This is a genomic window from Lentzea indica, assembly GCF_012184385.1.
GTDB lineage: Bacteria > Actinomycetota > Actinomycetes > Mycobacteriales > Pseudonocardiaceae > Lentzea > Lentzea indica.
In genome coordinates this window covers 1-23,468 of record NZ_VSRL01000086.1, presented here as the reverse complement: position 1 = coordinate 23,468, position 23,468 = coordinate 1, and the positions used below count along the sequence as shown (strand labels likewise).

The 23,468-nt window shown below is 67.6% G+C and carries 25 protein-coding genes; 12 read left to right on the top strand and 13 right to left on the bottom strand.

All coding sequences use genetic code 11. From position 1 onward, the window contains the following. Genes FXN61_RS23360 through FXN61_RS23345 form a run of 4 tightly spaced genes read left to right on the top strand, consistent with a single transcriptional unit; the run spans nucleotide 1 to nucleotide 3,897 of the window. Entirely contained in the window at nucleotides 1–846 is an 846-nt protein-coding gene (locus tag FXN61_RS23360) for a ParA family protein (protein WP_167976179.1), read from the top strand. Next, a complete protein-coding gene (locus tag FXN61_RS23355; RefSeq protein ID WP_167976178.1) occupies nucleotides 839–1,600 on the top strand; it encodes an Fpg/Nei family DNA glycosylase in 762 nt (253 codons plus the stop codon). The genes FXN61_RS23360 and FXN61_RS23355 overlap by 8 nt, the downstream gene beginning before the upstream one ends. After that, nucleotides 1,585–2,871 carry a cytochrome P450 family protein gene (locus tag FXN61_RS23350; protein WP_167976177.1) on the top strand — a complete coding sequence of 429 codons (1,287 nt, stop codon included), beginning with the start codon at nucleotides 1,585–1,587 and terminating at the stop codon, nucleotides 2,869–2,871. The genes FXN61_RS23355 and FXN61_RS23350 overlap by 16 nt, the downstream gene beginning before the upstream one ends. A 48-nt stretch (nucleotides 2,872–2,919) precedes the next feature. Then, a complete protein-coding gene (locus tag FXN61_RS23345) occupies nucleotides 2,920–3,897 on the top strand; it encodes a quinone-dependent dihydroorotate dehydrogenase (RefSeq protein WP_167976176.1) in 978 nt (325 codons plus the stop codon). Here the strand turns inward: FXN61_RS23345 and FXN61_RS23340 are convergent. The 10 genes from FXN61_RS23340 to FXN61_RS23295 all read right to left on the bottom strand — a co-directional run bounded on the left by FXN61_RS23340 (nucleotide 3,878) and on the right by FXN61_RS23295 (nucleotide 13,917). After that, nucleotides 3,878–5,092, bottom strand: a complete 1,215-nt coding sequence (locus FXN61_RS23340; RefSeq protein ID WP_167976175.1) for a glycosyltransferase family 2 protein — start codon at nucleotides 5,090–5,092, stop codon at nucleotides 3,878–3,880. The two genes, FXN61_RS23345 and FXN61_RS23340, sit on opposite strands and share 20 nt — an antisense overlap. 332 nt (nucleotides 5,093–5,424) lie before the next feature. After that, nucleotides 5,425–6,660 carry a uracil-xanthine permease family protein gene (locus FXN61_RS23335; protein WP_312877938.1) on the bottom strand — a complete coding sequence of 412 codons (1,236 nt, stop codon included), beginning with the start codon at nucleotides 6,658–6,660 and terminating at the stop codon, nucleotides 5,425–5,427. A gap of 181 nt (nucleotides 6,661–6,841) precedes the next feature. Next, nucleotides 6,842–7,663 (bottom strand): phage shock envelope stress response protein PspM, encoded by an 822-nt coding sequence (gene pspM, locus FXN61_RS23330; RefSeq protein WP_167976173.1) that lies wholly within the window; start codon nucleotides 7,661–7,663, stop codon nucleotides 6,842–6,844. Nucleotides 7,664–7,700: 37 nt separating this feature from the next. Continuing rightward, a complete protein-coding gene (locus tag FXN61_RS23325) occupies nucleotides 7,701–8,552 on the bottom strand; it encodes a PspA/IM30 family protein (RefSeq protein WP_167976172.1) in 852 nt (283 codons plus the stop codon). Between the two features lie 359 nt (nucleotides 8,553–8,911). Then, nucleotides 8,912–9,340: a helix-turn-helix domain-containing protein gene (locus tag FXN61_RS23320; protein WP_167976171.1), complete on the bottom strand. Its 429-nt coding sequence runs from the start codon at nucleotides 9,338–9,340 to the stop codon at nucleotides 8,912–8,914. A 102-nt stretch (nucleotides 9,341–9,442) separates the two neighbouring features. Next, the gene (locus FXN61_RS23315) at nucleotides 9,443–9,922 is read right to left on the bottom strand and encodes a CinA family protein (RefSeq protein WP_167976170.1); all 480 of its coding nucleotides are present in this window, start codon (nucleotides 9,920–9,922) and stop codon (nucleotides 9,443–9,445) included. After that, a complete protein-coding gene (gene pgsA, locus FXN61_RS23310; RefSeq protein ID WP_167976169.1) occupies nucleotides 9,919–10,497 on the bottom strand; it encodes a CDP-diacylglycerol--glycerol-3-phosphate 3-phosphatidyltransferase in 579 nt (192 codons plus the stop codon). The genes FXN61_RS23315 and pgsA overlap by 4 nt, the downstream gene beginning before the upstream one ends. Beyond that, nucleotides 10,494–11,897, bottom strand: a complete 1,404-nt coding sequence (rimO, locus tag FXN61_RS23305) for a 30S ribosomal protein S12 methylthiotransferase RimO (RefSeq protein ID WP_312877937.1) — start codon at nucleotides 11,895–11,897, stop codon at nucleotides 10,494–10,496. Before rimO ends, pgsA begins: the two co-directional genes overlap by 4 nt. A 39-nt stretch (nucleotides 11,898–11,936) precedes the next feature. After that, complete coding sequence (locus FXN61_RS23300; protein ID WP_246291905.1) at nucleotides 11,937–12,554, bottom strand: RloB family protein; 618 nt, start codon at nucleotides 12,552–12,554, stop codon at nucleotides 11,937–11,939. Further along, on the bottom strand, nucleotides 12,484–13,917 hold the full coding sequence (locus FXN61_RS23295) for an AAA family ATPase (protein WP_167976167.1): 1,434 nt from the start codon (nucleotides 13,915–13,917) through the stop codon (nucleotides 12,484–12,486). Before FXN61_RS23295 ends, FXN61_RS23300 begins: the two co-directional genes overlap by 71 nt. Nucleotides 13,918–14,051: 134 nt before the next feature. Here FXN61_RS23295 and FXN61_RS23290 point away from each other — a divergent pair, with 134 nt between their 5' ends. The 7 genes from FXN61_RS23290 (at nucleotide 14,052) to FXN61_RS23260 (ending at nucleotide 19,100) form a co-directional block, all read left to right on the top strand. Continuing rightward, nucleotides 14,052–14,552, top strand: a complete 501-nt coding sequence (locus FXN61_RS23290) for an amino-acid N-acetyltransferase (RefSeq protein ID WP_167976166.1) — start codon at nucleotides 14,052–14,054, stop codon at nucleotides 14,550–14,552. 63 nt (nucleotides 14,553–14,615) lie between these two features. Continuing rightward, on the top strand, nucleotides 14,616–15,467 hold the full coding sequence (locus tag FXN61_RS23285) for a MerR family transcriptional regulator (protein WP_312877936.1): 852 nt from the start codon (nucleotides 14,616–14,618) through the stop codon (nucleotides 15,465–15,467). Further along, the gene (locus FXN61_RS23280) at nucleotides 15,451–16,239 is read left to right on the top strand and encodes a hypothetical protein (protein WP_167976165.1); all 789 of its coding nucleotides are present in this window, start codon (nucleotides 15,451–15,453) and stop codon (nucleotides 16,237–16,239) included. The genes FXN61_RS23285 and FXN61_RS23280 overlap by 17 nt, the downstream gene beginning before the upstream one ends. Then, on the top strand, nucleotides 16,214–16,738 hold the full coding sequence (locus FXN61_RS23275) for a hypothetical protein (protein WP_167976164.1): 525 nt from the start codon (nucleotides 16,214–16,216) through the stop codon (nucleotides 16,736–16,738). Before FXN61_RS23280 ends, FXN61_RS23275 begins: the two co-directional genes overlap by 26 nt. Then, nucleotides 16,735–17,889, top strand: a complete 1,155-nt coding sequence (locus FXN61_RS23270) for a YcaO-like family protein (protein ID WP_167976163.1) — start codon at nucleotides 16,735–16,737, stop codon at nucleotides 17,887–17,889. Before FXN61_RS23275 ends, FXN61_RS23270 begins: the two co-directional genes overlap by 4 nt. 5 nt (nucleotides 17,890–17,894) lie before the next feature. Further along, complete coding sequence (locus FXN61_RS23265) at nucleotides 17,895–18,548, top strand: nitroreductase family protein (RefSeq protein WP_167976162.1); 654 nt, start codon at nucleotides 17,895–17,897, stop codon at nucleotides 18,546–18,548. 84 nt (nucleotides 18,549–18,632) lie between these two features. Beyond that, nucleotides 18,633–19,100, top strand: a complete 468-nt coding sequence (locus FXN61_RS23260; RefSeq protein ID WP_167976161.1) for a phospholipase — start codon at nucleotides 18,633–18,635, stop codon at nucleotides 19,098–19,100. A 1-nt stretch (nucleotide 19,101) separates the two neighbouring features. Here the strand turns inward: FXN61_RS23260 and FXN61_RS23255 are convergent, their stop codons facing one another. Continuing rightward, nucleotides 19,102–21,483 carry an FtsK/SpoIIIE family DNA translocase gene (locus tag FXN61_RS23255; RefSeq protein ID WP_167976160.1) on the bottom strand — a complete coding sequence of 794 codons (2,382 nt, stop codon included), beginning with the start codon at nucleotides 21,481–21,483 and terminating at the stop codon, nucleotides 19,102–19,104. 118 nt (nucleotides 21,484–21,601) lie between these two features. Here FXN61_RS23255 and FXN61_RS23250 point away from each other — a divergent pair, with 118 nt between their 5' ends. Beyond that, complete coding sequence (locus FXN61_RS23250) at nucleotides 21,602–22,375, top strand: lysophospholipid acyltransferase family protein (RefSeq protein ID WP_312877935.1); 774 nt, start codon at nucleotides 21,602–21,604, stop codon at nucleotides 22,373–22,375. Here FXN61_RS23250 and FXN61_RS23245 read toward each other — a convergent pair. Further along, a complete protein-coding gene (locus FXN61_RS23245) occupies nucleotides 22,272–22,952 on the bottom strand; it encodes a hypothetical protein (protein WP_188135383.1) in 681 nt (226 codons plus the stop codon). The genes FXN61_RS23250 and FXN61_RS23245 overlap by 104 nt on opposite strands. A gap of 35 nt (nucleotides 22,953–22,987) precedes the next feature. Further along, nucleotides 22,988–23,468, bottom strand: a 481-nt coding sequence (locus tag FXN61_RS23240; protein WP_167976159.1) for an alpha/beta fold hydrolase, incomplete at its 5' end; no start/stop codon positions are given.

The following is a 23,468-nucleotide window of genomic DNA, read 5'->3' as shown; positions in this document are numbered from 1 at the left end:
GTGCATACGGTGTCCGTGCTCAGCCTCAAGGGAGGCGTCGGCAAGACGACGGTGGTCCTCGGCCTCGCCTCGGCCGCTCTCCGTCGCGGCGTTCGCACGCTGGTGATCGACCTAGACCCGCAGTGCAACGCCACGTCGACGCTGGAACCCGAGGAGTCCAAGGCGAGCATCTACGACGTCCTGCAGGACCCGTCCGAGGAGAACCTGGAACAGGCGATCCGCCCGAGCAGGTGGGGTGACGGCATCGACGTGCTGTCCGGGTCCGAGGACGCCGAGCTGCTCAACCACCCGGATCCGAACGAGTCGCGGCTGCACCGTCTGAAAGACGCGTTGCGGACGTTGCGGGACATGTACGACGAGTTCCCCTATCACCTCGTGCTGCTCGACTGCCCGCCGTCGCTGGGCCAGCTGACCCGGTCGGCGCTGGTGGCGGCCGACCGCGCGCTGCTGGTCACCGAACCGACGATGTTCGCGGTGGCCGGCGTGCAGCGGGCGTTCGAGGCGGTGCAGAACGAACGCGAGAGCAACAACGCCGATCTCCAGCCGTTGGGCGTCGTGGTGAACCGGGTCCGCCCGCGTTCGCACGAGCACCAGTTCCGCATCGAGGAGCTGCGCGACATCTTCGGCCCGCTGGTGATGCCGGTGGCGCTGCCGGACCGTCTCGCGGTGCAGCAGGCGCAGGGCGCGTGCATGCCGATCCACGAGTGGGGCACGCCGGGCGCGCGCGAGGTGGCGCTGGCGTTCAACCTGCTGCTCGCCCGCATCCAGCGCATTTCCCGCAGCCGGCGGCGCGCGGTGCACCACGACTTCGACGACGACGAGATCCAAGAGGCGGTGGATGCCTGAGGGTGACACCGTCTTCCTGGCGGGCAGGCGCATGCACGAGGCGCTGGCCGGGAAGACGCTGCGGCGCGGGGAACTGCGCCACCCTCGGTTGGCCACGCTGGACCTGACCGGTCTGGACGTGCTCGGCGTGCGGACGTACGGCAAGCACATGTTCACCCGGTTCTCCGACCACAACAGCCTGCGCAGCCACTTCAGGATGGACGGCGCGTGGCACCTCTACCGGCCGGGCGAGCGCTGGCGCCGCCCCGCGCACCAGGCCCGCGCGGTGTTCGAGGTGGACGACCGGCAGGCCATCGGATTCGCGCTGCACGACATGGAGTTCATTCCGACTTCCCGCGAAAATGAACTCATCTCGCATCTCGGGCCCGACCTCCTTTCGGAGGAGTTCGACGCCGCTGAGGCCGTTCGGCGGTTGACCGCCGATCCGTCGCGACCCGTCGGGATCGCATTGTTGGACCAACGGATCATGGCCGGCGTCGGGAATCTCTACCGCGCGGAAGTGTGTTTCCTACTGCGCGTTCTGCCGACCGCACCGGTGTCATCTGTGGATGCCGCTCGGGCGGTTGCGTTGTCACGCAAGCTGTTGCAGGCGAACCAGTGGCGGCCCGAACAGATCACGACGGGTGACCGGCGCGTGCAGCACTACGTTTTCGAGCGCACCGGCAAACCTTGTTTGCGTTGCGGCACAAGAGTCCGATCGGACGAGATCGACGGCAGATTTGTGTACTTCTGCCCAAAATGCCAGTCCGGTTGAACCGCGGCGGTCTCCTGCACGTGTCCTCCGACATGGCGGTAAATCTGGATGCCCTGCGCCCCGGCTTCACCGACGACCCGTACGCCGTGCTGAAGAGCCTGCGCGACGCAGGCCCCGTGCACCGGGTCGAGACCTTCGGCGTGCCGATGTGGCTCGTGACGCGCTACCCCGACGTGCGCGCCGCGCTGGACAATCCTCAGCTGTCCTCACACGGCTCCGCGCTCGCCGAACCCCTGCGCGGGCATCCGCACTTCGCGTCCTGGTGGTTCGGCGACCTGTCGGACCACATGATGAACAGCGACGCCCCCGACCACACCCGTCTGCGACGCGCGGTGTCGAGCGAGCTCACCCCGCGCCGGATCGCCTCGCTGCGTCCGCGCATCGAGCAGCTCGCTGCCTCCCTGGCGACCGCTTTCGCCGACTCGGGGCGTTGCGACCTGATCGCGGACTTCGCGGCGCCGCTGCCGATCACCGTGATCATGGAGCTGCTCGGCGTTCCCACCGTCGACCAGGAGAACTTCCGGTACTGGGCCGACGTGGTCACCGGCCTGGCCGACGGCGACGCGTCCTCCGCCCGTGAAGAGGCTTCCGGCTACCTGCGCGACCTGGTCGCGCACAAGCGGACGTCCGGCGACGACGACCTGATCGGCGGGCTGGCCAGGGCCACAGGAGAGGCCGCGCTGACCGATCGGGAGCTCGCCTCGCTGTCGTTCCTGCTGCTGGTGGCCGGCTACACGGCCGCTGTCGACCTGGTCGGCAACGGCACGCTGGCGTTGCTGCGCCACCCCGAGCAGCTCGAACTGCTGCAGCGCTCGTCGTCGCTGCTGCCCGGCGCCATCGAGGAGTTCCTGCGGTTCGACGGGCCGACCTCGCACCTGCTGCGGTTCGCCGCGCAGCCGGTGACGATCGGCGGCGTGCAGATCCCGGCCGGCGACGTCGTGCTGCTGTCACTGGCCTCCGCCGAGCACGACAGCGCGCGCTACCCGCGGGCCGACCAGCTCAACATCGAGCGGGCGGACCGGCAGCACCTGGCGTTCGGGCACGGCATTCACTTCTGCCTGGGCGCGCCGCTGGCCCGGCTGGAAGGCGAGGTCGCGTTCCGGACGCTGCTGGACCGCTGCTCCGGACTGGCGCTCGACACCACACAGCCGCTGGGCTGGCGGGTGTCGCTGGGCAGCAGGGGCCTGCGGGCGCTGCCGGTGACGTTCCGGACCAAGCCGACCATGCCGCTGGACGAGCAGGCGACGATCAAGGTGCCCAAGCCGCTCTGACGACACCGGTCGTGCGCCCGTCCTGAGCTGCCGTTATAGGGTGAGCACGTGGTCTACAAGCAGGTGGTTCGCAGGGCGTTGTTCGGGATGCACGGCGGCGACGCGGAGCGGGTCCACGAGACCACGCTCACCGTCATGGCTCGCTTGAGCCCGCTGGCGAGGTTCGCGCGCAACCAGAACAACCCGCGCACCGTCTTCGGCGTCAGGTTCCCCAACCCGGTGGGCCTGGCGGCCGGGCTGGACAAGGACGGGCGGGCGCTGCCGGCGTGGGCCGCGCTGGGGTTCGGGTTCGTCGAGGTCGGCACCGTCACGTGGCACGCGCAGCCTGGCAACCCGAAGCCGCGGCTGTTCCGGCTCCGCGAGGACGAGGCGATCATCAACCGGATGGGCTTCAACAACGCGGGTGCGCAGGCCCTCGCGGCGAAGCTCGACAAGACCACCCTCAAGGCGCCGCTGGGCATCAGCCTCGGCAAGTCCAAGATCACGCCGGTCGAGGACGCCGTGCAGGACTACCTGAACTCGCTGAACGCCCTGAAGAACCACGGCGACTACTACGCGATCAACGTCAGCTCGCCGAACACGCCCGGTCTGCGCAGCCTGCAGGACAAGGGCGCGCTCACCGAGCTCGTTCAGGCGCTGACGCGGACCACGGACAAGCCGATGCTGGTCAAGATCGCGCCGGACCTCACCGACGATGCCATCGAAGAGGTCATCCAGGTGTGCGTCGACAACGGCATCAAGGGCCTCATCGCCACGAACACCACACTCAGCCGTGAGGGCCTCAAGAGCGCTCACCAGAGCGAGACCGGCGGCCTCAGCGGCAAGCCGCTCACCCAGCGGGCGAACGACGTGGTCCGGTTCATCACCAAGAACAGCGAGCTGCCGGTCATCGGCGTCGGCGGCATCGCGACCGCGGACGACGCCAAGCGGATGGTCGACGCGGGCGCGAGCCTGGTGCAGATCTACACCGGGTTCATCTACGAAGGGCCTGGGCTCGTGTCGAGGATCAACCGGGCACTGAGGTGAGCGTGCGCTCGACGTGTTCCCAGCGGCCGACCGGACGATAGCCGCGCAGAACGGTCAGCAACGAACGCAGCACCGCCACAAGATCCACGAACACGATCACCATCAGCAGCGGGTAGGCCAACGGCGCCAAAGCCAGCAACTGCACCTTGGCGCGCCACGGTTCGGTGAGATCGCCAACGACCGTGAACACCGCCACGCCCGTGTAGACCGCGCACAGCAGCAGAATGCCGGTGAACCAACCCGTCTGAAACGTCGCGCTGACGACGACGTACACGAAGAGAGGCTCGAACAGCACGAGCACCTCACCCGCGGCCGTGTACGGCAGGTGCACCCACGAGAGAAGACGCGAGCAGGTCGTGCCGAAGAAGAGCGAGCGGTGCTTGTAGAACGCCTGCAAGCGGCCGAACTTCCACCGGGACCGTTGCCGTAGCAGGCCGTGCAGTGACGGCACGGCCTGGGTGTAGGCGATCGCGTCGGCCGCGAAGATGATGCGCCAGTCGTAGTTGCCGCGCAGGGTCAGGATCTTCATCGAGAAGTCGATGTCCTCGGTCATCGTGTCGGTGTCGAAGGAGCCGCACGCGCGCACGACCGAGGTGCGAAACATCGATCCGACACCGCCGATGACGTACTCGCAGTTGAACACCGTGTAGCCCTGCTTCAGCCGGTGCACCACCGCGTACTCCAGGCGCTGCACCCACCCCAGCACCCCGCGCGGGCCCGCGATCTTCACGTTCGCCGCCGCGGCGAGCACGATCGGGTCAGCGAAGTGCGCGACCATCCGTGAGACAGCGGAACGGGACAACGACGAGTCGGCGTCCAGCACCATCACCAGACCGTCGCCCACCAGGCGCATGCCCGTGTTGATCGCCGCCGCTTTGCCCGAGTTCGGTTGCGAGACAACACGAACGCGCGAACCGAAGCCCTGCAGGCAAGCCACCGTGCCGTCCGTGGAACCGTCGTCGACCACGATCACGGACACGTCCAGGTACGAACTGTCCAAAACAGATCGAACGGCCCGAGCGACGCACAACTCCTCGTTGTACGCCGGAATGACGACCCACACCGATGGCTCGTAAGGCAGCGGGCGCGAGCGGTGCAAAGACAGGTCGTAAAGGTCAGCCGCCACCAGAACGACGCACACGCGCACGATGCCGATCATCGCCAGCGGCACCATCAACCACGCCAGCGACGTCATCGGCGGTAGCGCAGCAGTCGGATGCGGGACGCGACGAGACTGCCCGCGATGATCGCGCAGGCCAGGAACAGCACCACGTAGTACGCGGCGACCATGACGAAACTCCCTCCGTGGACCGGAAGCAGGATCGGTCCGAAGTGGAGGGACGAAAACACACAAAGGTGTGGTGATAGCGCCGCGGCGCGTAATCTTGCCGGCCACTTCGCGGTCAGACGGACGCATCGCGATGCCGCCCCCACGTCCTCATGCCGGAGTCGTATGGGGGCGTGGGGGCGGTGCCGCGAGGTGTCCTGCTGAGCGTGAAATGGCCGCCAAGATTACGGGTCGCGGCGCTAACTGCGCGCAGCCCGGAGCCAGCGCATCACGGGGTGCAGGATCACGACGAGCAGCGAGCCCCACACCATGCCGCCCATCTCCAGGTCGCCGACCTCGATGGTCAGGTCACCGACGCCCGCCACCAGCGCCGCGCCGCCGACCATCGCGTTCACCGGGTTCGCCAGGTCGACACCGCGGTCCATCCAGATGCGCACGCCGATCAGCACGATCAGGCCGTAGAGCACCAACGTGCTGCCGCCGAGCACACCCGGCGGGATCGTGCCGAACAGCGCGATGGCCTTCGGGGAGAACGCCAGCACCGCGGCGAACACACCGGCGAACGCGAAGGCCGCGGTGGTGTAGACGCGGGTCACGGCCATCACGCCGATGTTCTCGGAGTACGTCGTCGTCCCGACGCCTCCGCCCAGGCCGGACAGGGCGGTCGACAGCCCGTTCGCGATGATCGCGTCACCCGCGCTGCCGTCGAGGTTGCGGCCGGTCAGCGCCGCGACCGCCTTCACGTGCCCGACGACCTCTGCCACCAGCACGATCACCACCGGCAGCATCAGCAGCACCACGGACGGCCGCAGCTCCGGCTGGTGCATCTGTGGCAGGCCCACCCACGCCGCGTCGCGCAGAGCGGCGATCCGGTCGGAGGACACGGCGCCGAACGCCAGGCCGCCCATCCACACGGCGACGAAGCCCAGCAGGATCGAGAACCGGAACACCAGGCCGCGGCCGAGCACGCCGGCCACCAGGATCACCACGGTCGTCAGTGCCGCCAGCAGCGGCTGCCTGGCGAAGTCCGAGGTGGCCTGGTGCGAGAGGTTCAGGCCGATGATGATCACGACGGCACCGGTCACGACCGGCGGCATGACCGACTCCAGCAGGCGCACGCCGAGCGCCTTGACCGCGATGCCGACGACGATCACCAGCAGGCCCGCGGCGACGACCCCACCCAGCTGGGCGGCGATACCCTGCTCGCGGGCGGCCACGAGAGGCGCCACGAAGGCGAAGGAGGAGCCCAGGTAGCTCGGGACGCGGTTCTTGGTGATCACGAGGAACAGCAGCGTGCCCAGGCCGGAGAACAGCAGCGTGGTGGCGACGGGGAGGCCGGTGGCGGTGGGAACGAGCACCGTCGCGCCGAACATGGCGACCAGGTGCTGCACTCCGAACCCGATGGTCAGCGGCCAGCTCACCCGCTCCTGCGGTGCGACGGTTTCACTGTCGGTGATCCGACCGTCCCCGTGCACGGTCCACAACGCCAACGCACTGCCTCCCGGCAATTCAGCCGGACTTCCCGCTGTCCGGCCCCGGAATCCTGCCACGCCATGTAGTGGCTACGGCTAGATAACGGTCTGATAATCACACGATTGCCGTAAAGATCCCAGAGACAACCGCCGATTAGGCGCATGCGATTACAGAGCGTTACCTTCAGTGCGCTGAATAGCCTGACACGTCTCGCATCGCGGACGCGAGGCCTGCCATGTGGTCCGTGGCGTCGTCCAGCACCGAACGCGGATCCTGGAACGTCGTGCTCGCCGCCAGCGCCTGGCCGGCGGCGGCGACCAACGCACAGTAGCGGTCCACGCCGTCCGCCAGTTGGATTCTGAGCACCCGCACGCCGTCGACCAACGACGCGCGCTCCAGCGGCGGTGCCGTGTCCCGAGCGCGCTCCACGGCCTGAAGCTGCGCGGACACGGCACGGATGGCCGAGGAGGCCTCCTGGGCGGTCTGACGGGCGTGCTGAACGGACTCGGCCGGCATCGACGTGAGGTCGGGCGAGTCGAGCTGAACAAGCAGCTGGTTCATCGCGTCCTCCGCGCTGTGCAGCTTCTCCATCGGCACGCGCGCGGAGGAGATGTGCGCGGGCAGCGGCGGACGAGGCGGTGGCGGCGGGGCCAGCTCCAGGCGCTGCCTGGCGGCACCCAGCTCACGCAGCTTGAACCCGCTGCGGATGGCGAGCAAGCCGGGCACAGCCGCGCCGATCGTGCCGGTGACCGCGGCCCACGTTCCGAGCACGCCGGTGAAGCCGAACACGGCCAGCGTGCCGAAGATCGTGATCAGCGCCAGCCAGAACGTCAGCACCGCGTTGGTGCGCTTGCGCTTGCGTTCCAGCTTCGCGCGCGGGTCGTTCCACTTCTGCAACCGGTAGCGCGCCTGCTCGGCCAGCGGGTGGCCCTGGAGCGACGCACCCAACTCGTTGACGACCTTGCGGACGATCTCGTTGTTGGGACGGTTTCTCCAGGGCTCCATGATCACCTGCTGCTCCTCCTGTGCCGCCCTCAGCCCATCAGTTCTGGGCTGGCGGCACCTGCTGCTGCGTGGTCTTCTGGTCCTGCTGAACGCGCTGGGCGATCTCGGCCTGGATCTGCGCGGCGGCGCTGTTGCCGGCGGTGACCTGCGGCGGTGTGCTGGCCTGACCGCCGTGCATGGACGCGCGGATCTGCTCGAGTCGCGAGGAACCCGCGAGCTGCGTGGTCGAGGCCTGCACCTCGAGCATGCGGCCCTGCACCGAGTTCTGGGCGAGCTCGGCCGATCCGATCGCGGTCGCATAGCGCTTCTCGATCTTGTCGCGAACCTCTTCCAGCGACGGCACGTTGCCCGGCGCGGCGAGCTCGCTCATCTGGGTCAGCGACGCGGAGACCTGCTCCTGCATCTTGGCCTGCTCGAGCTGGCTGAGGAGCTTGGTGCGCTCTGCCAGCTTCTGCTGCAGCATCATCGAGTTGCGCTCGACCGCCTGCTTGGCCTGTGCGGCGGCCTGCAGCGACTGGTCGTGCAGCGTCTTGAGGTCCTCGATGCCCTGCTCAGCGGTGACGAGCTGGGTGGCGAAGCCCTGCGCGGCGTTCTCGAACTGCGCCGCCTTCTGCTCGTCGCCCTTCGAACGCGCCTCGTCCGCGAGCACGAGCGCCTGACGAGCGGAGGCCTGCAGCTTCTCGACGTCGCCGAGCTGCCGGTTCAGCTTCATCTCCAGCTGCCGCTGGTTGCCGATCACGGCCGCGGCCTGCTGAGAGAGCGCCTGGTGCTGACGCTGCGCCTCCTCGATGGCCTGCTGGATCTGCACCTTCGGGTCAGCGTGCTCGTCGATCTTGGACGAGAACGCCGCCATGAGGTACTTCCAGAACTTCACGAACGGACTGGCCATCTCCTACGCCTGCCTTCTCGGTGCCGGTGTTGGGTCCATCGTCTCAATTGTGCGTCGGCGGTTCCACCAACCTGGGGAGATATCCGGGAAGACCCCGACCCACCCCGGGACTTTGGAATGAAACGCCTGACGGCGCCCAATCCTGCCCGCACCCGCGTCCCGGGACGCGGTGACCCAACGTGCTGTGGCCAAGCCGTTGCCTGCCGTTCAGCGTGCTGGCGTCGTTGCAGGGTCAACGTCCGAAGGGCCGTTCTTGTTGCAGTGCGTCACGTGGCGGGGACCACAGCCCTTCTCAGAACACCCGAATGCCAACGACCCCGTTCGCCGTTGAGAGCGAACGGGGTCGAGAACGACAGAGATCAAGCTGCGACGACGGCCTTCGGTGCCTCGCCGATCTTGCTGGTGAGCCTGTGACTGAGCATCGGCTGCAGGCGCAGGTCGGACAGGTCGTCCGAGAGCGTGGACGGCAGCACACGGCCACCCTCCAGCTTGCCGCGCGCCGGCTCCGGCCGACCATCGGGAACGGTGGTCGGCACCGTGTCCGGCGTCTGCTGAACGGCGCCGATGTCGGAGGCGACGTGGTGCAACAGTTCGGACAACGGCAGTTCTAACGCATCACAGATGGCCGCGAGGAGCTCGCTGGACGCCTCTTTGCGGCCGCGCTCCACCTCGGACAGGTACCCCAGGCTCACGCGGGCGGTCCGAGAGACCTCGCGCAGCGTGCGGCGTTGGTTGGTGCGGGCATGGCGAAGCCGATCACCGATCGCCTCGCGTAGCAGCACGGTCATCGCGCGCCTCCTTCCGGCCGGCCGTGTCCCTACGTTACCGATCGACACCGACAACGGGCACTGACTTCAGAACACGTCCGCCAAGGGCGAACGAACGCGGAGTCAACGTTTGTTCCCGTCCTCGGCCACCAGCAGGTGATCCGACAGCAGGACCAGCGCTTTTTCCACGGCTGTGAAACGCACCGCTTTCCGGTCGCCACTCACCGTGATTGTCCGCACTGTGGACACTCCAGGCCCGCTCAAGCCGATGTGGACCGTGCCTGGAGCAACTCCGTCCTGCGGATCGGGGCCTGCGACCCCGGTCAGTCCGATCCCCCAGTCCGATTTGCACCGGTTCCGCGCTCCCTCGGCCAGTTGGATCGCAACTTCGGGGTGCACGGCGCCGTGCTCGTCGAGCAACTGCTGGTCCACACCCGCGAGCTCGTGCTTGAGCTCGGTGGCATAGACGATCAACCCACCGCGGACCACGGCACTCGCCCCCGGCGTGTCGACGATCGTCGCGCACAGCAGGCCCGCGGTCAGCGACTCGGCCGTGGCGACGGTTTGCTTCCTCGCTTTGAGCAGCTCGACGACGTTGGTCATGCGACGGCGCGACCTGCCCTTGCCTTCAACTTGAACGCGCGGATGACGTAATCGATTCCCGTGACGATCGTGAGGATCAGCGCGGCGGCCATGATCACCCACGCGATGATCGCGATGACGTCGTTCTGCGGCAGCAGGAACAGCCCGATCGCGATGACCTGCAGCAACGTCTTGGCCTTGCCGCCGCGGCTGGCGGGGATCACGCCGTAGCGGATCACCCAGAACCGCAGCAGCGTCACGCCGACCTCGCGCACGGCGATGACGATCGTGATCCACCACGGCAGCACGTCGAGAATGCTCAGACCCACCAGCGCGGACCCGGTCAGCGCCTTGTCCGCGATCGGGTCGGCGATCTTGCCGAAGTCGGTGATCAGCCCGTGCTTGCGGGCGAGGGTGCCGTCGATGTGGTCGGTGAAACTCGCGACGGCGAAGATCCCGAACGCGATGAGCCGCCACGTGGTGTCGAAGCCGCCCGCCGCGAACAGTGAGAGCAGGAAGACCGGAACCAGTGCCATCCGCGCCATCGTGAGGATGTTGGCGACGTTGAGCAGCGGGACCTTCCTGGCCTCTGTCATGTCTCCAGCACCTCTACGACCAGGTCGACGCCCTCGGAGTCGACCACGCGGCACCGCACGAGGTCACCACGCTTGAGGTCCTCGCCGTCGAGCACGATGCACTCGCCGTCGACCTCGGGAGCCTGGTGCTCGGCCCGGCCGACGCAGTCGCTCTCGTCGTCCTCCTCGTGCTCGATCAGCACGAGGACCTCGGACCCGACCCGGTCCTCGGCGCGCTGGCTGGTCAGCTCCTCGACGAGGTTGCCGATGCGCTGAACGCGTTCCGCGATGGTGTCGGCATCGTGCTTGCCGTCGAGGTTCTCGGCCTCCGTGCCGTCCTCGTCCGAGTAACCGAAGATGCCGACCGCGTCGAGCCGCGCTTCCGTGAGGAACCGCTCGAGCTCCTGCAGGTCCTCCTCGGTCTCGCCGGGAAAGCCCACGATGAAGTTGCTGCGGATGCCGGCCTCGGGGGCGTGCTCGCGGATCTGCCACACGAGCTTCAGGAAGCTGTCGGTGTCACCGAACCGGCGCATGCGCCGCAGCACGTTCTCGCTGGAGTGCTGGAACGACATGTCGAAGTAGTTCGCGACCTTCTCGGTCTTCGCGATGGCCGCCACCAGCGACGGCTTGGTCTCGGCCGGCTGCAGGTAGCTGATCCGCACCCGCTCGACACCGGGAATGCTCGCCAGGCGCGGGAGGAGCTGCTCGAGGGCGCCCTGCTCGCGCGGCAGGTCCTTGCCGTAGCTCGTCGAGTTCTCGCTGACGAGGAACAGCTCCTTCACGCCGTTCTCGGCCAGCCACATCGCCTCGGACACGACCTCGTCCGGGTGCCGCGACACGAACGCGCCGCGGAAGCTCGGGATCGCACAGAAGCTGCACCTGCGGTCACAACCGGACGCGATCTTCAGCGGCGCCACGGGGGCGTCGTCGAGCCTGCGCCGCTGGACCTTGGTGGGACCCCAGCCGTGGCCGGGCACCTGCACACCGGCCGCCGCCTCCTGGCGCTTCACCGGCGTGATCGGCAGCAGCGTGCGGCGGTCCACCGGCACGTGCGACTCGACCTGCTTGCCGTGCAGCACGTCGTTGAGGCGCTCTGCCAGGTCGTTGTACTGGTCGAAGCCCAGGACCGCGGCCGCCTCGGGGAGGCTGTCCGCGAGCTCCTTGCCGTACCGCTCGGCCATGCACCCGACCGCGACGACCTTCGCGCCGGTGTCGGACGCGGCGAGCAGCGTGTCGACCGAGTCCTTCTTGGCCTGCTCGACGAACCCGCACGTGTTGACGACGACGACGTCCGCGTCCTCGTCCACCAGCTCCCAGCCGCCCTCGCCGAGGCGCCCGGCGAGCTCTTCGGAGTCGACCTCGTTGCGGGCACAGCCCAGGGTCAGCAGCGACACGCGTCGCGGAGTGGTGGGAGAAGGCACGGTGCTCAGGGTAACCGGCCGAGGTGCAGGACCTTGCATTCAGTACTTCAACAACACTTCGACGAGGCGCCACATGTCCGTGGACGGGTTCTCCGGGCCCAACTCCTTGGCGCGCTTGATCGCAACCTCGACTCCCTCGTCGAACACCGCATAGTCGACCTTCGACTTGTCGTAGCCAGGAACGTGCTTGGTCAACAGCCTGCAGCACGCCTTGCCGTTGTCGACGTGAGCGCGGTGATCTGCGAAATGAAGGATCAGCCAGATCTCGAAACAGGGGTTGGACACGACGAGTTCGACGCCCAGACGTTCAGCTTCGGCGTGAGCTGCCTCCACGTCGAACTCGTCCACGTCGACAACACACCAGACACTGTCGTACTCATCGGTGGTGAAAATACGTTTGGCATACCTCACCAGATTTTCCGGCGAGTCGGTCCTCGACCTCACCTTGACACGGGCTCCACGTGCCCGAGCCAGCCCGTTGATGTAGGCAGGCTCGGTGCGCTCGCCCCCGGTCACCACGAGAACGTGGCCGGGACGCAGTTCGCGAGTTCGCCCACGTCGCGACTGCGTGTTCTCCCGTTTTCGGTCACGCTTCGCCACGACCACCCCGGACGACTTCCGTGAACCTGTCTTCGAACAGCTCCGGCACCGCCCCATAACGTCCTGCGAGGTAGCGGCGCTCAAGGTTGTCTTCACTGCGCGGCTTGAAGTCCGTCAACGGGTACAGCGTGCTGGCCCCGCTCGCCTTGTCCTTCTCGACGAACCAGACCTCGTCCCGCCCGAGCACCTCTTCGTCGAATGGCGCGTGGAGGAGCGTGGCGTCGTGTGTCGTGAAGATGAGCTGTCCGCGCGCGGTGTTCGCGCCCTCGTTGTTGAAGAGCGCGATCAGGCGCATCGTGAGCAGCGGATGAAGGCTCGCGTCGATCTCATCGATGACGAGACAACCGCCGTCCCGCAGGACAGACAGCACAGCGGGGAGAACACTCAGCCAGGACCGTGTTCCCGCTGACTCCTCGTCCAACCGAAACGGATCTGCGCCACCACGATGAACAACACGAACGCTCGACTTGTGAGGCATCACCACATCGAATTGTTCACCTATGAACTGCATGGCATTCGACCTTGAAAACACCGAGGACTCAGCTTCGCCAAGTAATTCCGAATACGGAATTACAGCGAAACCGTCAGGCCACTTGAAATGCGCCATCTTGACCCCGCGTCCCGTATCACCGGTATCCGCCAGCTTCCCCGTGATGTCGCCAATTCGAACCGACTGACCGGCTTCAAGCTTCATGAACAGCTCTTCGAGCGCGCCACCGACCACGATGTCGTCGATCCCGACGTCCGCGGCCCGAACCAGCTCGACCAGCTCGCCTTTGAGCTCTGGCCGGACCTGCAGGAAGTCTGCGATCTCGTGCTCCAGAGCTCGCCCTTCCGAGGGCACGCGAAACCGCACGGAATCCGCGAACCAGCGGTACACGGGCAGCACCCAGGAAACCTGGAGCTGAGCGGCAAGGCTGAGCAACAACGAGTTCGGCCGGAGCATCGACTCCAGTACTGCCAGCGCCGCTTTCGACCCGTCGAGGGTGCTACCGAACTTGATGTCCGAGCCGGCTCGCTCGAACAGCATGCGCTTTCGCTTCTCCGGGTAGCTGTACAGCCACTCGCCCAGGACGGAAGTGCTGTCGACCTCGAATCCGTAGGTGTACCGCACGCCATCCTGGATCAGCTCGGCCACGTACACGGACGGCTCCGTGGACTTACCGGCGTCGAGCTTGAACGGGCAGCGGCCGACGACACCGGCATCCGGACCCCAGCGCGCGAACGAGTCCCGCACGGCCTCCGCCATGAACTTGAGGCCGTCGAGCAGGTTCGACTTTCCGGAGGCGTTGGCCCCGTAGATCGCCGCAACCGGCAGAGCCTCACGATCCTTGGCGTACGCGGGCATGAGCAACAACTCGTGCTCGTCGCGGAACGAGCGATGATTCTCCAGCCGGAAGCTTCTGAGCACCCGAACCACCTCCGCCGCACATCTTCAGGCCATCTCGTGCAAGTAAACCGCACAGAACAGCCTGTAGCTTCCACTGGAGGCAACCTCACAGGAAAGTACACCGCCGAGCACCAGGTCGGGAGCGAAGCTCATACTTGACAGTTGTGACCAGTGGGATAGTCGTGCGGCGCGCCCGCACCAGCGATGTGCGCGCCATGAAGGCGTTGATCGACGGGTACGCGGGCAAGGTCCTGCTGACCAAACCGCTGGTCACGCTGTACGAGGCGGTCCAGGAGTTCTGGGTGGCCGAGGAGAACGGCGAGCTGCTCGGCTGCGGCGCCCTGCACGTGATGTGGGAAGACCTGGCCGAGATCCGCTCGGTGGCCGTCTCCCCCATGGCGCTCGGCCGTGGCGTGGGCCACCGCATCGTGGCGCAGCTCATCGCGACGGCCAAGGAGCTGGAGCTCGCGCGGATCTTCGTGCTCACGTTCGAGACGCGGTTCTTCGGCAAGCACGGGTTCGTCGAGATCGAGGGCACGCCGGTGAGCCCCGAGGTCTACGAGGAGATCATGCGATCGGTCGACGAGGGTGTCGCCGAGTTCCTGGACCTGAGTTACGTGAAGCCGAACACGCTCGGCAACAGCCGGATGCTCCTGGAGTTGTAACTCTTCGAGTAATTACTCGAAGAGTCTTGACTCGATGAGCCCTGGCGCACCAGGATCTCCGGTGTGCCCGAATCGCTGACCGTCGACGAGCTCGCTGCCCGGATCGGCCTGCCCAGCAGCACCATTCGCATGTACCAGACGAAGGGTGTGCTGCACGCGCCGAGACGGCAGGGACGCGTGGCGTACTACGACGCCTCGCACGTCGAGCGGTTGACGTTGGTCCAGCGGTTGCAGCAGCGGGGATTCTCGCTGCCGGCGATCGCCGAGCTGATCTCGGCACGCGAAAAGGGCGAGTCGGTCGCCGCGGTTCTCGGCATGGGCGAGACCGAGGGGCCCGACGACTGGGTTCGGATCAAGGTGCGCGACATCAAGCACCTGATTCCGATGGGAGACGTCCAACCGCGACTCCTCCTCCGGGCTATGCGGTTGGGCTTGGTGCGGTGGAAGTACGGCTGGCCGCACGCGCGTCGCTGGGCGCTCGAGGCAGGCGGCAGGCTCGCCGGCCTGCGGGTGCCCAGCGACGACGTCATGGACAGCTTCACGCGCCTGCGCACGGCGACCGACGCGGTCGCTGCGGACTTCGTGCGGTTGTTCGAGCGGCAGTTCTGGCCGGAGCTCGCCCGCAAGGCCGGTGACGAGAACCAGCTGGAGAACGTGCGGGCGTTGCTCGTCGAGCTGACCTACACGGCGGAGACCGCGGTGGTGGGGACGCTGCGGGAGTCGATCCGGGACGCTGCCGAGGAGTTCGCGGAACGGCACGGGTTGCTGCCCAGTGACGACTTCCAGCCCGCGTGGGCAGAGCAGCCGCTGCCGCCTATCGCCGAGAACCTCATGGATCCGGCGGGAGATCTGCCGAGCGAGCAGGAGATCGAGAGTTTCCTGCAAAGGGGGGACGAGGATGAGCCTGGTCGCTGATCCCGCCTGGCAAGCCCAGATAAGAGACGAAGGCCTTGTCGTCTACGCGGGGGCCGACCTCGCGTACCTGATTCCTGACCTGCCCAGGGCGGTGGCCGTGGCGCTGGCGGGACTGTTCGAGCCGGTTTTGAGGGGAGTGGCTCGAACGGTCGACGAAAGCCGGTTGGGGGAACCGGTTCGCCGGCACGTGGCCCAGCTGAGGACCCTGGGCGCTCTCCGCCCGGCGGGGTTGCCCGCCGACGACGTCAAGCCGATGGGAGTCGGCACGCGCGTCGTCGGTGAAGCGCCCGCCGGGCTGGTGGAGCGGTTGCCGCACAACGACGATCCGGACCTCTTGCTCGTTGTGCGGACGACCGGCACGTTGGTCGACCTGGTCGAGGTGGCGCGTTCTGTCGAGGTTCCGCACCTGTTGCTGGATCTCGCGTACCACCACACCGCCGCGATCGGGCCCTTCGTGGTGCCCGGCGCCGGCGCGTGCCTGGCGTGCCTCGCGGTGCGGGCGGGGCGGCGGTGGGGGGATCCACCGCCTCCCCCGCACCCTGCGGCGATGTCCCACGACTTTCCTCTTTCGCTTGCGATGCAAGCGATTCAGAACATCCGCAACGGCTCGCTGGCGCTGCTGGACGCGGTCGTGACCGTCAACCTCGACGAGTTCACGACGACGCGCGAGAGCGTGCTGCCCGCGGCCGGCTGCGAGATCTGCCCCGCGCTTCCAGTCGGGCGCGTGACCTTGCCTTGGGGGAACCATGACGACAGCGGTTCGGTTACCTGACCAGTTCTCACCCGGTGCGGCCGCCGCCAACGCCGCGACGCCCACCTGTTGCTGTTGTTGTTGCTGTTGCGCGGTTTCCTCGGTCGGCGCGGCCGTGCACATCCCGGCGGCGCTGCACCAGGACACCAAAGAGCTCCCCAAGCCACGTGGTGCGCTCGTCCTGCCCGCCGCGATCTTCCCGCTGCTGGTCGTCGTGCTGCCGTTCGTCACGATGGGCGAGATCTTCGACCTCCACTGGGGCTGGTGGGCCGGCGGCTTCCTGGACGCGGTGGGGTGGGCGGTCGCGGCCGGGTTCATCGCGAAGTCGCCGAAGCCGTGGATGAGCGTGGTGCGACTGCTCGGATGGGCCTTGCTGTGGTGCGTCGAGCCGTTCGTCGTGCTGTTGCTGCTAGGGCCGATCGCCACGGCCACGCACGTCGCGGTCGTGGGCGCGGTCTACATCGGCGGGGCGCTGGCGTTCGGGTACTGGCTCTTCCGTCACTACCGGAGCAAGAAGTGAAGACCGTCGCGGAGGCGCTGATCGAGCGCGCGGTCGGCTGGCGGCAGGGTGTGGTGTCGCAACTGCATCCCGTGCCGCACAGTCTGTCCGATGTGGACGTAGAGGGCTGGGCCGCGGTGCCGGAGCCGTTCGCCACCGGCGGTACTTCCGGTGGCACCAGCAAGATCGCCGCGATCGCCGAGGCACTGGAGCGCCACGCCGCCGCGCGGGCGCCGTTGGAGATCGTCACCGACGGGCCGTGCTGGCCGTTGGAGCACTTCAGCCTGCACACCGTGGAGCAACGCGTCCGGGGTGACTACCGCTACCGCAAGGGCTACGTCGACACGAAGTACACGCGGGCGTGGACGTTGCCGGACAACGAACCGATCCGCGTACCGGCCGGGCTCGTGGGCCTCGACGCCTCCTACGGGCTACCCGCGACCTCGTCCGGGCTCGCGGCCGGGCCGTCCACGACCAGCGCGCTGTTGAGGGCGACCCAGGAACTGGTCGAGCGCGACGCGTTCACCTCGACCTGGCTGCATTCCATTGCGCCTCAACGGTTTTCAACGGACCTGCCGCACGGTGTCCAAGCGTTCGACCTCACGCCCGCCTACAGTCCGCACCCGGTGATCGCCGTGGCGGGTTCGCTGCCGATCGCCGGAAAGCCGCGGCCGACGCTCGGGCTCGCTTGCCGGGCAACGGTGGCGGAGGCGCTGCGGAAGGCGTACGAGGAGTGGGTGCAGGGCACGGTGTTCATCGAGGTGTGGCTGGCGCGCAACGGCGACCAGCCCGTCGAGGAAGCCACCGACTTCGACAAGCACGCCGTGTACTACGCGACGCACCCGGAGAAGTGGGACGCGCTGCCCTGGTTCTCCGGCTTCGAGACGGACCCACCGGACGACGCGAAATCCCGTGGCACCAAAGAAGAACTGACCGAGCTGGTGCACGCGCTCGCTGGCAAGGAAATCCGGCTCGCCTACCGCGAGCTGACCACGCCGGAACTGTCCGCGGTCGGACTGCACTGCGTCCGCGTCCTCTCCCCCGACCTCGCGCCGCTGCACGCCGACCACCGCTGGCCCCACCTCGGCGGCCGCGCGCGGGAACTGGACTGGCGCTACCCGCACGCCTCGCCGGGCGTGTTCCCCAATCCCGCACCACATCCGCTGGGGTGAGGCCGATGTTCGACGACTTCTGGGCCGCCAGCCGGTTCTCGCCGTTGCACCAGCGCAGGCTCGGCGAGCGGCTGCGCGACTTCCGGTCGCAGCCGCCCTTGATCGACCCGCTGGAGCTGCCGAGCGCGCCGGTCGCACTGCCCCGGCCGCACGACCGGTTGCAGAAGCTGTTCCAGGCGCGCAAGAGCACGCGGGAGTTCGCGGACAAGCCGTTGACCGACAAGCAACTCGGCACGGTTCTGGGTGCTTTGTCCGACAACAGCTATCCCTCAGCAGGTGGCCTGCACCCGTTGCGCTGCTACGCGTTCACGAACGGTCGCGCGGTCCGTTACGACATCCGCCGGCACGCGTTGCAGGACATCAGCGCGGCGCCCGAGAACCTCGCCGAAATCCTCGGAACGCCAGAGGTGCCCCCGCTCGCGATCGTGCTGGTCCTCAAGGACGACGAGGCGTTCGAGAAGTACGGCGAGCGCGCGGGACGGTTCGGGCTGATCGAGGTGGGCGCGGCCGCCCAGAGCATCTGCCTCCGTTTGGCGGAGCAGAAACTCGGCGGCTATCTGCTCGGCGGAGTAGCGGACAACGAGATGCTTCACTCACTCGGCTTACCCCGCGAACTTCGTGTGGCCACAGCGATCGCGTGCGGTCACATGATCACCTGACGTTCATCAGATCGTGTCTACCGAGGACAGTCGATCACCCGCTACAACTTGGCGAGACCCTGCTCACACTCCGAGGAGCTCGCCATGTCGAAGACCCTGCGTTCGGCATTCGTGGGTGCCACCGCGTCCTTGGCCCTGATCTTCACAGGTGCCCCGGCTCAGGCCGTGGACATCCCTGCGGTGACCGACGACTACCTCTACACCAAGACACTCAAGCAGTTCACAACACTGCGCGCGCAGCAGCCCTACAGCGGCCAGCTCGACTGGTCGTCCGACGGCTGCTCGTACTCGCCGGACAGCCCCTTCGGGTTCAAGTTCCTGCCGACCTGCCACCGGCACGACTTCGGCTACCGCAACTACAAGCGCCAGTCGCGCTTCACCGAGGCGAACCGGCTGCGCATCGACAACAACTTCAAGTCCGACATGTACAAGATCTGCGGCAGCAACTGGGCGTGCAAGCGCACCGCCGACGTCTACTACGCGGCCGTGCGCGAGTTCGGCGGCACCGCTTCGTCCACCGCGAACAGCATCGAGATGGCCGGACTGAAGTAGCTCAGTCCTCCTCGTCGGCGGGGCCGCCTCCACGCATCAGGTAGATCACGGACTCGAGCTCGTCCGGCTTGATCAGCACCTCACGTGCCTTCGAGCCCTCGGACGGCCCGACCACACCACGGGTCTCCAGCAGGTCCATGAGGCGCCCCGCCTTCGCGAACCCGACGCGGAGCTTGCGCTGCAGCATCGACGTCGAGCCGAACTGCGAGGTGACGATCAGCTCGGTCGCCTGCACCAGCAGTTCCAGGTCGTCGCCGATGTCGGCGTCGACCTCCTTCTTCTCAGCCGCCTTGGCCGCCGTGACACCGTCGGTGTACTCGGGCTGGGCCTGGTTCTTGGTGAACTCGACGATCGAGGAGATCTCCTCGTCGCCGACGAACGCGCCCTGGATGCGCACCGGCTTCGAGGCGCCCATCGGCAGGTACAGGGCGTCGCCCATGCCGATCAGCTTCTCCGCGCCCGGCTGGTCGAGGATGACCCGCGAGTCCGTCAGGGACGACGTCGCGAACGCCAACCGGGAAGGCACGTTGGTCTTGATCAGACCGGTCACGACGTCCACGGACGGCCGCTGCGTCGCGAGCACCAGGTGGATGCCCGCCGCACGGGCCTTCTGCGTGATGCGCACGATCGCGTCCTCGACGTCGCGGGGCGCGGTCATCATCAGGTCGGCGAGCTCGTCGACGATCGCCATGATGTACGGGTACGGCCGGTAGACGCGCTCGGAACCGGGCGGCGCGGTGATCTCGCCGGACTTCACCTTGCGGTTGAAGTCGTCGACGTGGCGCACCCGGTTGACCTGCATGTCCTGGTAGCGCTGTTCCATCTCCTCGACGAGCCACGCGAGCGCCGCCGCGGCCTTCTTCGGCTGCGTGATGATCGGCGTGATCAGGTGCGGGATGCCCTCGTACGGCGTCAGCTCGACCATCTTCGGGTCGATCAGGATCATCCTGACCTCGTCCGGCGTCGCGCGGGCCAGCAGCGACACCAGCATCGAGTTGACGAACGACGACTTACCGGAACCCGTGGAGCCCGCGACCAGGAGGTGCGGCATCTTCGTGAGGTTCGCGGTGACCATGTGGCCCTCGATGTCCTTGCCGAGGCCGATCACCATCGGGTGCGTGTCCTTGACCGTGGACGGGGCACGCAGCACGTCGCCCAGGCGCACCATCTCGCGGTCGCTGTTCGGCACCTCGATGCCGACCGCCGACTTGCCGGGGATCGGCGCCAGCAGCCGGACGTTGTCGGTGGCGACCGCGTACGCGATGTTCTTGGTCAGCGCGGTGATCTTCTCGACCTTCACGCCGGGGCCGAGCTCGACCTCGTACCGCGTGACCGTCGGGCCGCGGGTGAAACCGGTGACCTGGGCGTCGATCGAGAACTGGTCCAGCACACCGGAGATCGCCTCGATCATGAGGTCGTTCGCCTTGCTGCGGGTCTTCGGCGCGTCACCGTCCTTGAGGACGTTCGGCGGCGGCAGCTGGTACTCGCCCTCGACCGCGCGCACGGCCATCGCCGGGGCTGTCTTCTTCTCCTTCTGCGTGGGCTTGGGCGCGGGCTCCGGCTCCGGCTCCTCCAGCGGAAGCTCGGCCTGCGTCTCCTCCTCGATCGGCGCGGCAGCCTGACGACGCCGCGACGGCCGACGCAGGCGAACCGGCTTCGGCTCCTCCGCCTCCTCGTCCTCGGCCGGGAGCTCGTCGTCCTTCTTGGCGCCGGGGTGCAGCAGCGACCGGATCCGTTCGGGCGCCTGGCGGATCGGCGTGTGCGTCACGACCAGCAGGCCGTACGCGAAGATCAGGAACAGCAGCGGCCCCGCGACCCACGAGGTGAGCCCCTGCGCCAGGAACCCGCCGGCGAGATAGCCGAGCGCACCACCGGCGCTGCGGCGTTCGATCGGATCCATCGGCAGGCCGCCGATGAGGTGGAACATGCCGAGCACGCCGATCATCAGCAGCAGCGAGCCGATGATCAGCCGCGGCCGCGCTTCCGGCTTCGGGTCCGTGCGCATCAACGTGATGCCGATGCCGAGCAGCACGACCGGCACGATCACCGCGGGGAACCCGACGGAGCTGCGCACGGCGACGTCGACCCACTGGCCGACCGGTCCACCGGCCTGCCACCACACACCGGCGCCGGTGATGAACGCCAACGCGATCAGCAGCAGCCCCAGCCCGTCACGGCGGTGTTCGGGATCGAGGTCTTTGGTGCGGCTGACGGTGCGCACGAGGCTGCCGACACCGCGTCCCAAAGCACCCCACACGGCGCTGATCGCGCCACCGCTCTTGCGCGGAGCGGGCTTTTTGGACGCGGTGGATCGCGCCCGCGGCTTGGCAGGTGCTTTGCCGCGTGACGTGGTCTTTCGTGAAGTCCCTGTACGCCCGGCCATGTGTATAAGGTAGTCCCTCGCGTCTCACCAGCCCCGTTTGCAACTGGGACGCGTGCGAAACCTCATGGTTCCCCCGATCCGGCACGGTGTCGTTCCGACACGCCGTACGCTGCCTCGCGTGTCCACACCGCTTTTCTGGCGCGTGCTCATGGCGATCGACCGTGGCTTCGTCGCGCTGACAGGCAAGCTCGAAGTGTCCGGCGACGTTCCACCGGAACTGCTCGGCAAGCCGTTGCTGCTGGCTTCCAACCACATCGGCAACCTCGACCCGTTCGTGCTCATCGCCGCGTGCCGCAAGATCGGCATCAACCCGCGCTTCATGCTCGCGGGCGGATTGCTCGACGCACCGGTCATGGGTCCTGCCCTGAAGGCGTGCGGCCACCTGCGTGTCGACCGCGCCTCGGCGAACGTGGGCGAGGCGATGCACCGCGCCGTCGAGGCGTTGCAGAAGGGCGGCGACCCGATCGCCGTCTACCCCGAGGGCAAGATCACCCTGGACCCCGGCATGTGGCCGGAACGCGGCAAGACCGGCGTCGCCCGCATGGCGCTGGGCGGTGGCATCCCGGTGATCCCGATCAGCCAGTGGGGCGCCCACGAGGCGGTGTACTGGGGCAACCTGCGGGTCTCCGGCTGGAGGGACTTCCTGCCGTACCTGACGTCGTGGCTGTCCGCGGTCCGCAAGCGGCCGACGTTCAAGGTCCACTTCGGCAAGCCCGTGGAGCTGTCGGATCTCTCCGCGGAGACGATGGGCGACGCCCGGCGCGCCCACGAGCGGATCATGGGGGCGATCACCGAGGGCTTGGTGCCGCTGCGTCTCGACGAGCCGGACGTGCCGAAGTTCCACGACCCGACGCGGCCGACGACCGGTTCCTCCCCCTGGCGGCCCGCCTGATCGAGTAGGCGATCACCGTGACCAGCATCAGGAACGGTGCCGGACTGCTCGTGTAGACGCCGATCACGAAGTCGGCCGCCGGGATGACCAGAGCCAGCACGAACGCCTTCGTGCTCGCCGTGGGCAGCTTGATCTTCGGGTCTGCCCACGGCGTGCGTCCCCACGGTTTCGCGACGCTGAGCCACGTCTGGAACGCGAACGCGCTGATCATGCACGCGGTACCGACGGGCATCCAGACGTCGACGTGCCCGTTCGCCGCTGCTTCGAGGCGGTCGCTCAGGATGAAGATGCCGACGTAGAGCTGGCCGATGGTGATCACGAACTTCGCGAGCACCCACCAGTGCCGGAAGTAACCCCAGGGCGTGGTGGCGCTGAGCATCATGCCGCTGAACGCGCTGGCGGCTCCCATGAACGCGAGCACGTGGTGGTCGAGGACCCGCGCCATCTTGAACGCGTTGACGTCACCCGTCTTCATGCCGTGGAGCAGCAAGGCGAACAACGCCACGGCCTGGCTCAGCCAGCCGACGGACGTGACGACGTGCAGCCACACCAGCAGGGTTCTCGCGCGCTTCTGCATGACATGTAGTTTGCCTACGCATCACGGTGCGCACATCAGGGATCTCCCCTACTGAGCGACCCGGTCGAGCCACTCCCCATGAGCGCGTTGAACAACGCCGGCTGCTCGATCTGCAGGTTGTGCCCCGCGGTGTCCAGCACGGCGAACGACGCGTACGGGTAGTGCGGCAGCAACGCGTAGACGTCCTCGTACCCGGTGACGTTGTCCTGGCGCCCGGTCAGGAACAGCGCGGGCTTGTCGTAGACGCCGAGTTCCGGGCCTTCCGAATGCTCCCACCGCTCGTAGATCCGCGCCATCGCGTCGCGGTCCGCGATCTGCAGGCCGGGCAGGATCTCGTCGACGAACCGCCTGGCCACCTCCGCAGTGCGCACCACGGCCATGTCGTCGAACTGCTCCGCGATCTCCGGCTCCAGTTCGACGCCGTCCGACCGGCGGACCTCGAGCCGCGGCACGGTCCGGTCCGCGGCCCGCAGGTTCGTGCCGGTCGGGCAGATCAGCGCCAGCCCGCGCACCTGG

Coding starts and splice junctions, on each gene's coding strand:
- FXN61_RS23355 (WP_167976178.1), top strand. CDS start 839: ATGCCTGAGGGTGACACCGTCTTCCTGGCGGGCAGGCGCATGCACGAG.
- FXN61_RS23350 (WP_167976177.1), top strand. CDS start 1,585: ATGCCAGTCCGGTTGAACCGCGGCGGTCTCCTGCACGTGTCCTCCGAC.
- FXN61_RS23340 (WP_167976175.1), bottom strand. CDS start 5,092: ATGACGTCGCTGGCGTGGTTGATGGTGCCGCTGGCGATGATCGGCATC.
- pspM (WP_167976173.1), bottom strand. CDS start 7,663: ATGGAGCCCTGGAGAAACCGTCCCAACAACGAGATCGTCCGCAAGGTC.
- FXN61_RS23325 (WP_167976172.1), bottom strand. CDS start 8,552: ATGGCCAGTCCGTTCGTGAAGTTCTGGAAGTACCTCATGGCGGCGTTC.
- FXN61_RS23320 (WP_167976171.1), bottom strand. CDS start 9,340: ATGACCGTGCTGCTACGCGAGGCGATCGGTGATCGGCTTCGCCATGCC.
- FXN61_RS23315 (WP_167976170.1), bottom strand. CDS start 9,922: ATGACCAACGTCGTCGAGCTGCTCAAAGCGAGGAAGCAAACCGTCGCC.
- pgsA (WP_167976169.1), bottom strand. CDS start 10,497: ATGACAGAGGCCAGGAAGGTCCCGCTGCTCAACGTCGCCAACATCCTC.
- FXN61_RS23300 (WP_246291905.1), bottom strand. CDS start 12,554: ATGGGGCGGTGCCGGAGCTGTTCGAAGACAGGTTCACGGAAGTCGTCC.
- FXN61_RS23280 (WP_167976165.1), top strand. CDS start 15,451: ATGAGCCTGGTCGCTGATCCCGCCTGGCAAGCCCAGATAAGAGACGAA.
- FXN61_RS23275 (WP_167976164.1), top strand. CDS start 16,214: ATGACGACAGCGGTTCGGTTACCTGACCAGTTCTCACCCGGTGCGGCC.
- FXN61_RS23265 (WP_167976162.1), top strand. CDS start 17,895: ATGTTCGACGACTTCTGGGCCGCCAGCCGGTTCTCGCCGTTGCACCAG.
- FXN61_RS23260 (WP_167976161.1), top strand. CDS start 18,633: ATGTCGAAGACCCTGCGTTCGGCATTCGTGGGTGCCACCGCGTCCTTG.
- FXN61_RS23255 (WP_167976160.1), bottom strand. CDS start 21,483: ATGGCCGGGCGTACAGGGACTTCACGAAAGACCACGTCACGCGGCAAA.
- FXN61_RS23245 (WP_188135383.1), bottom strand. CDS start 22,952: ATGCAGAAGCGCGCGAGAACCCTGCTGGTGTGGCTGCACGTCGTCACG.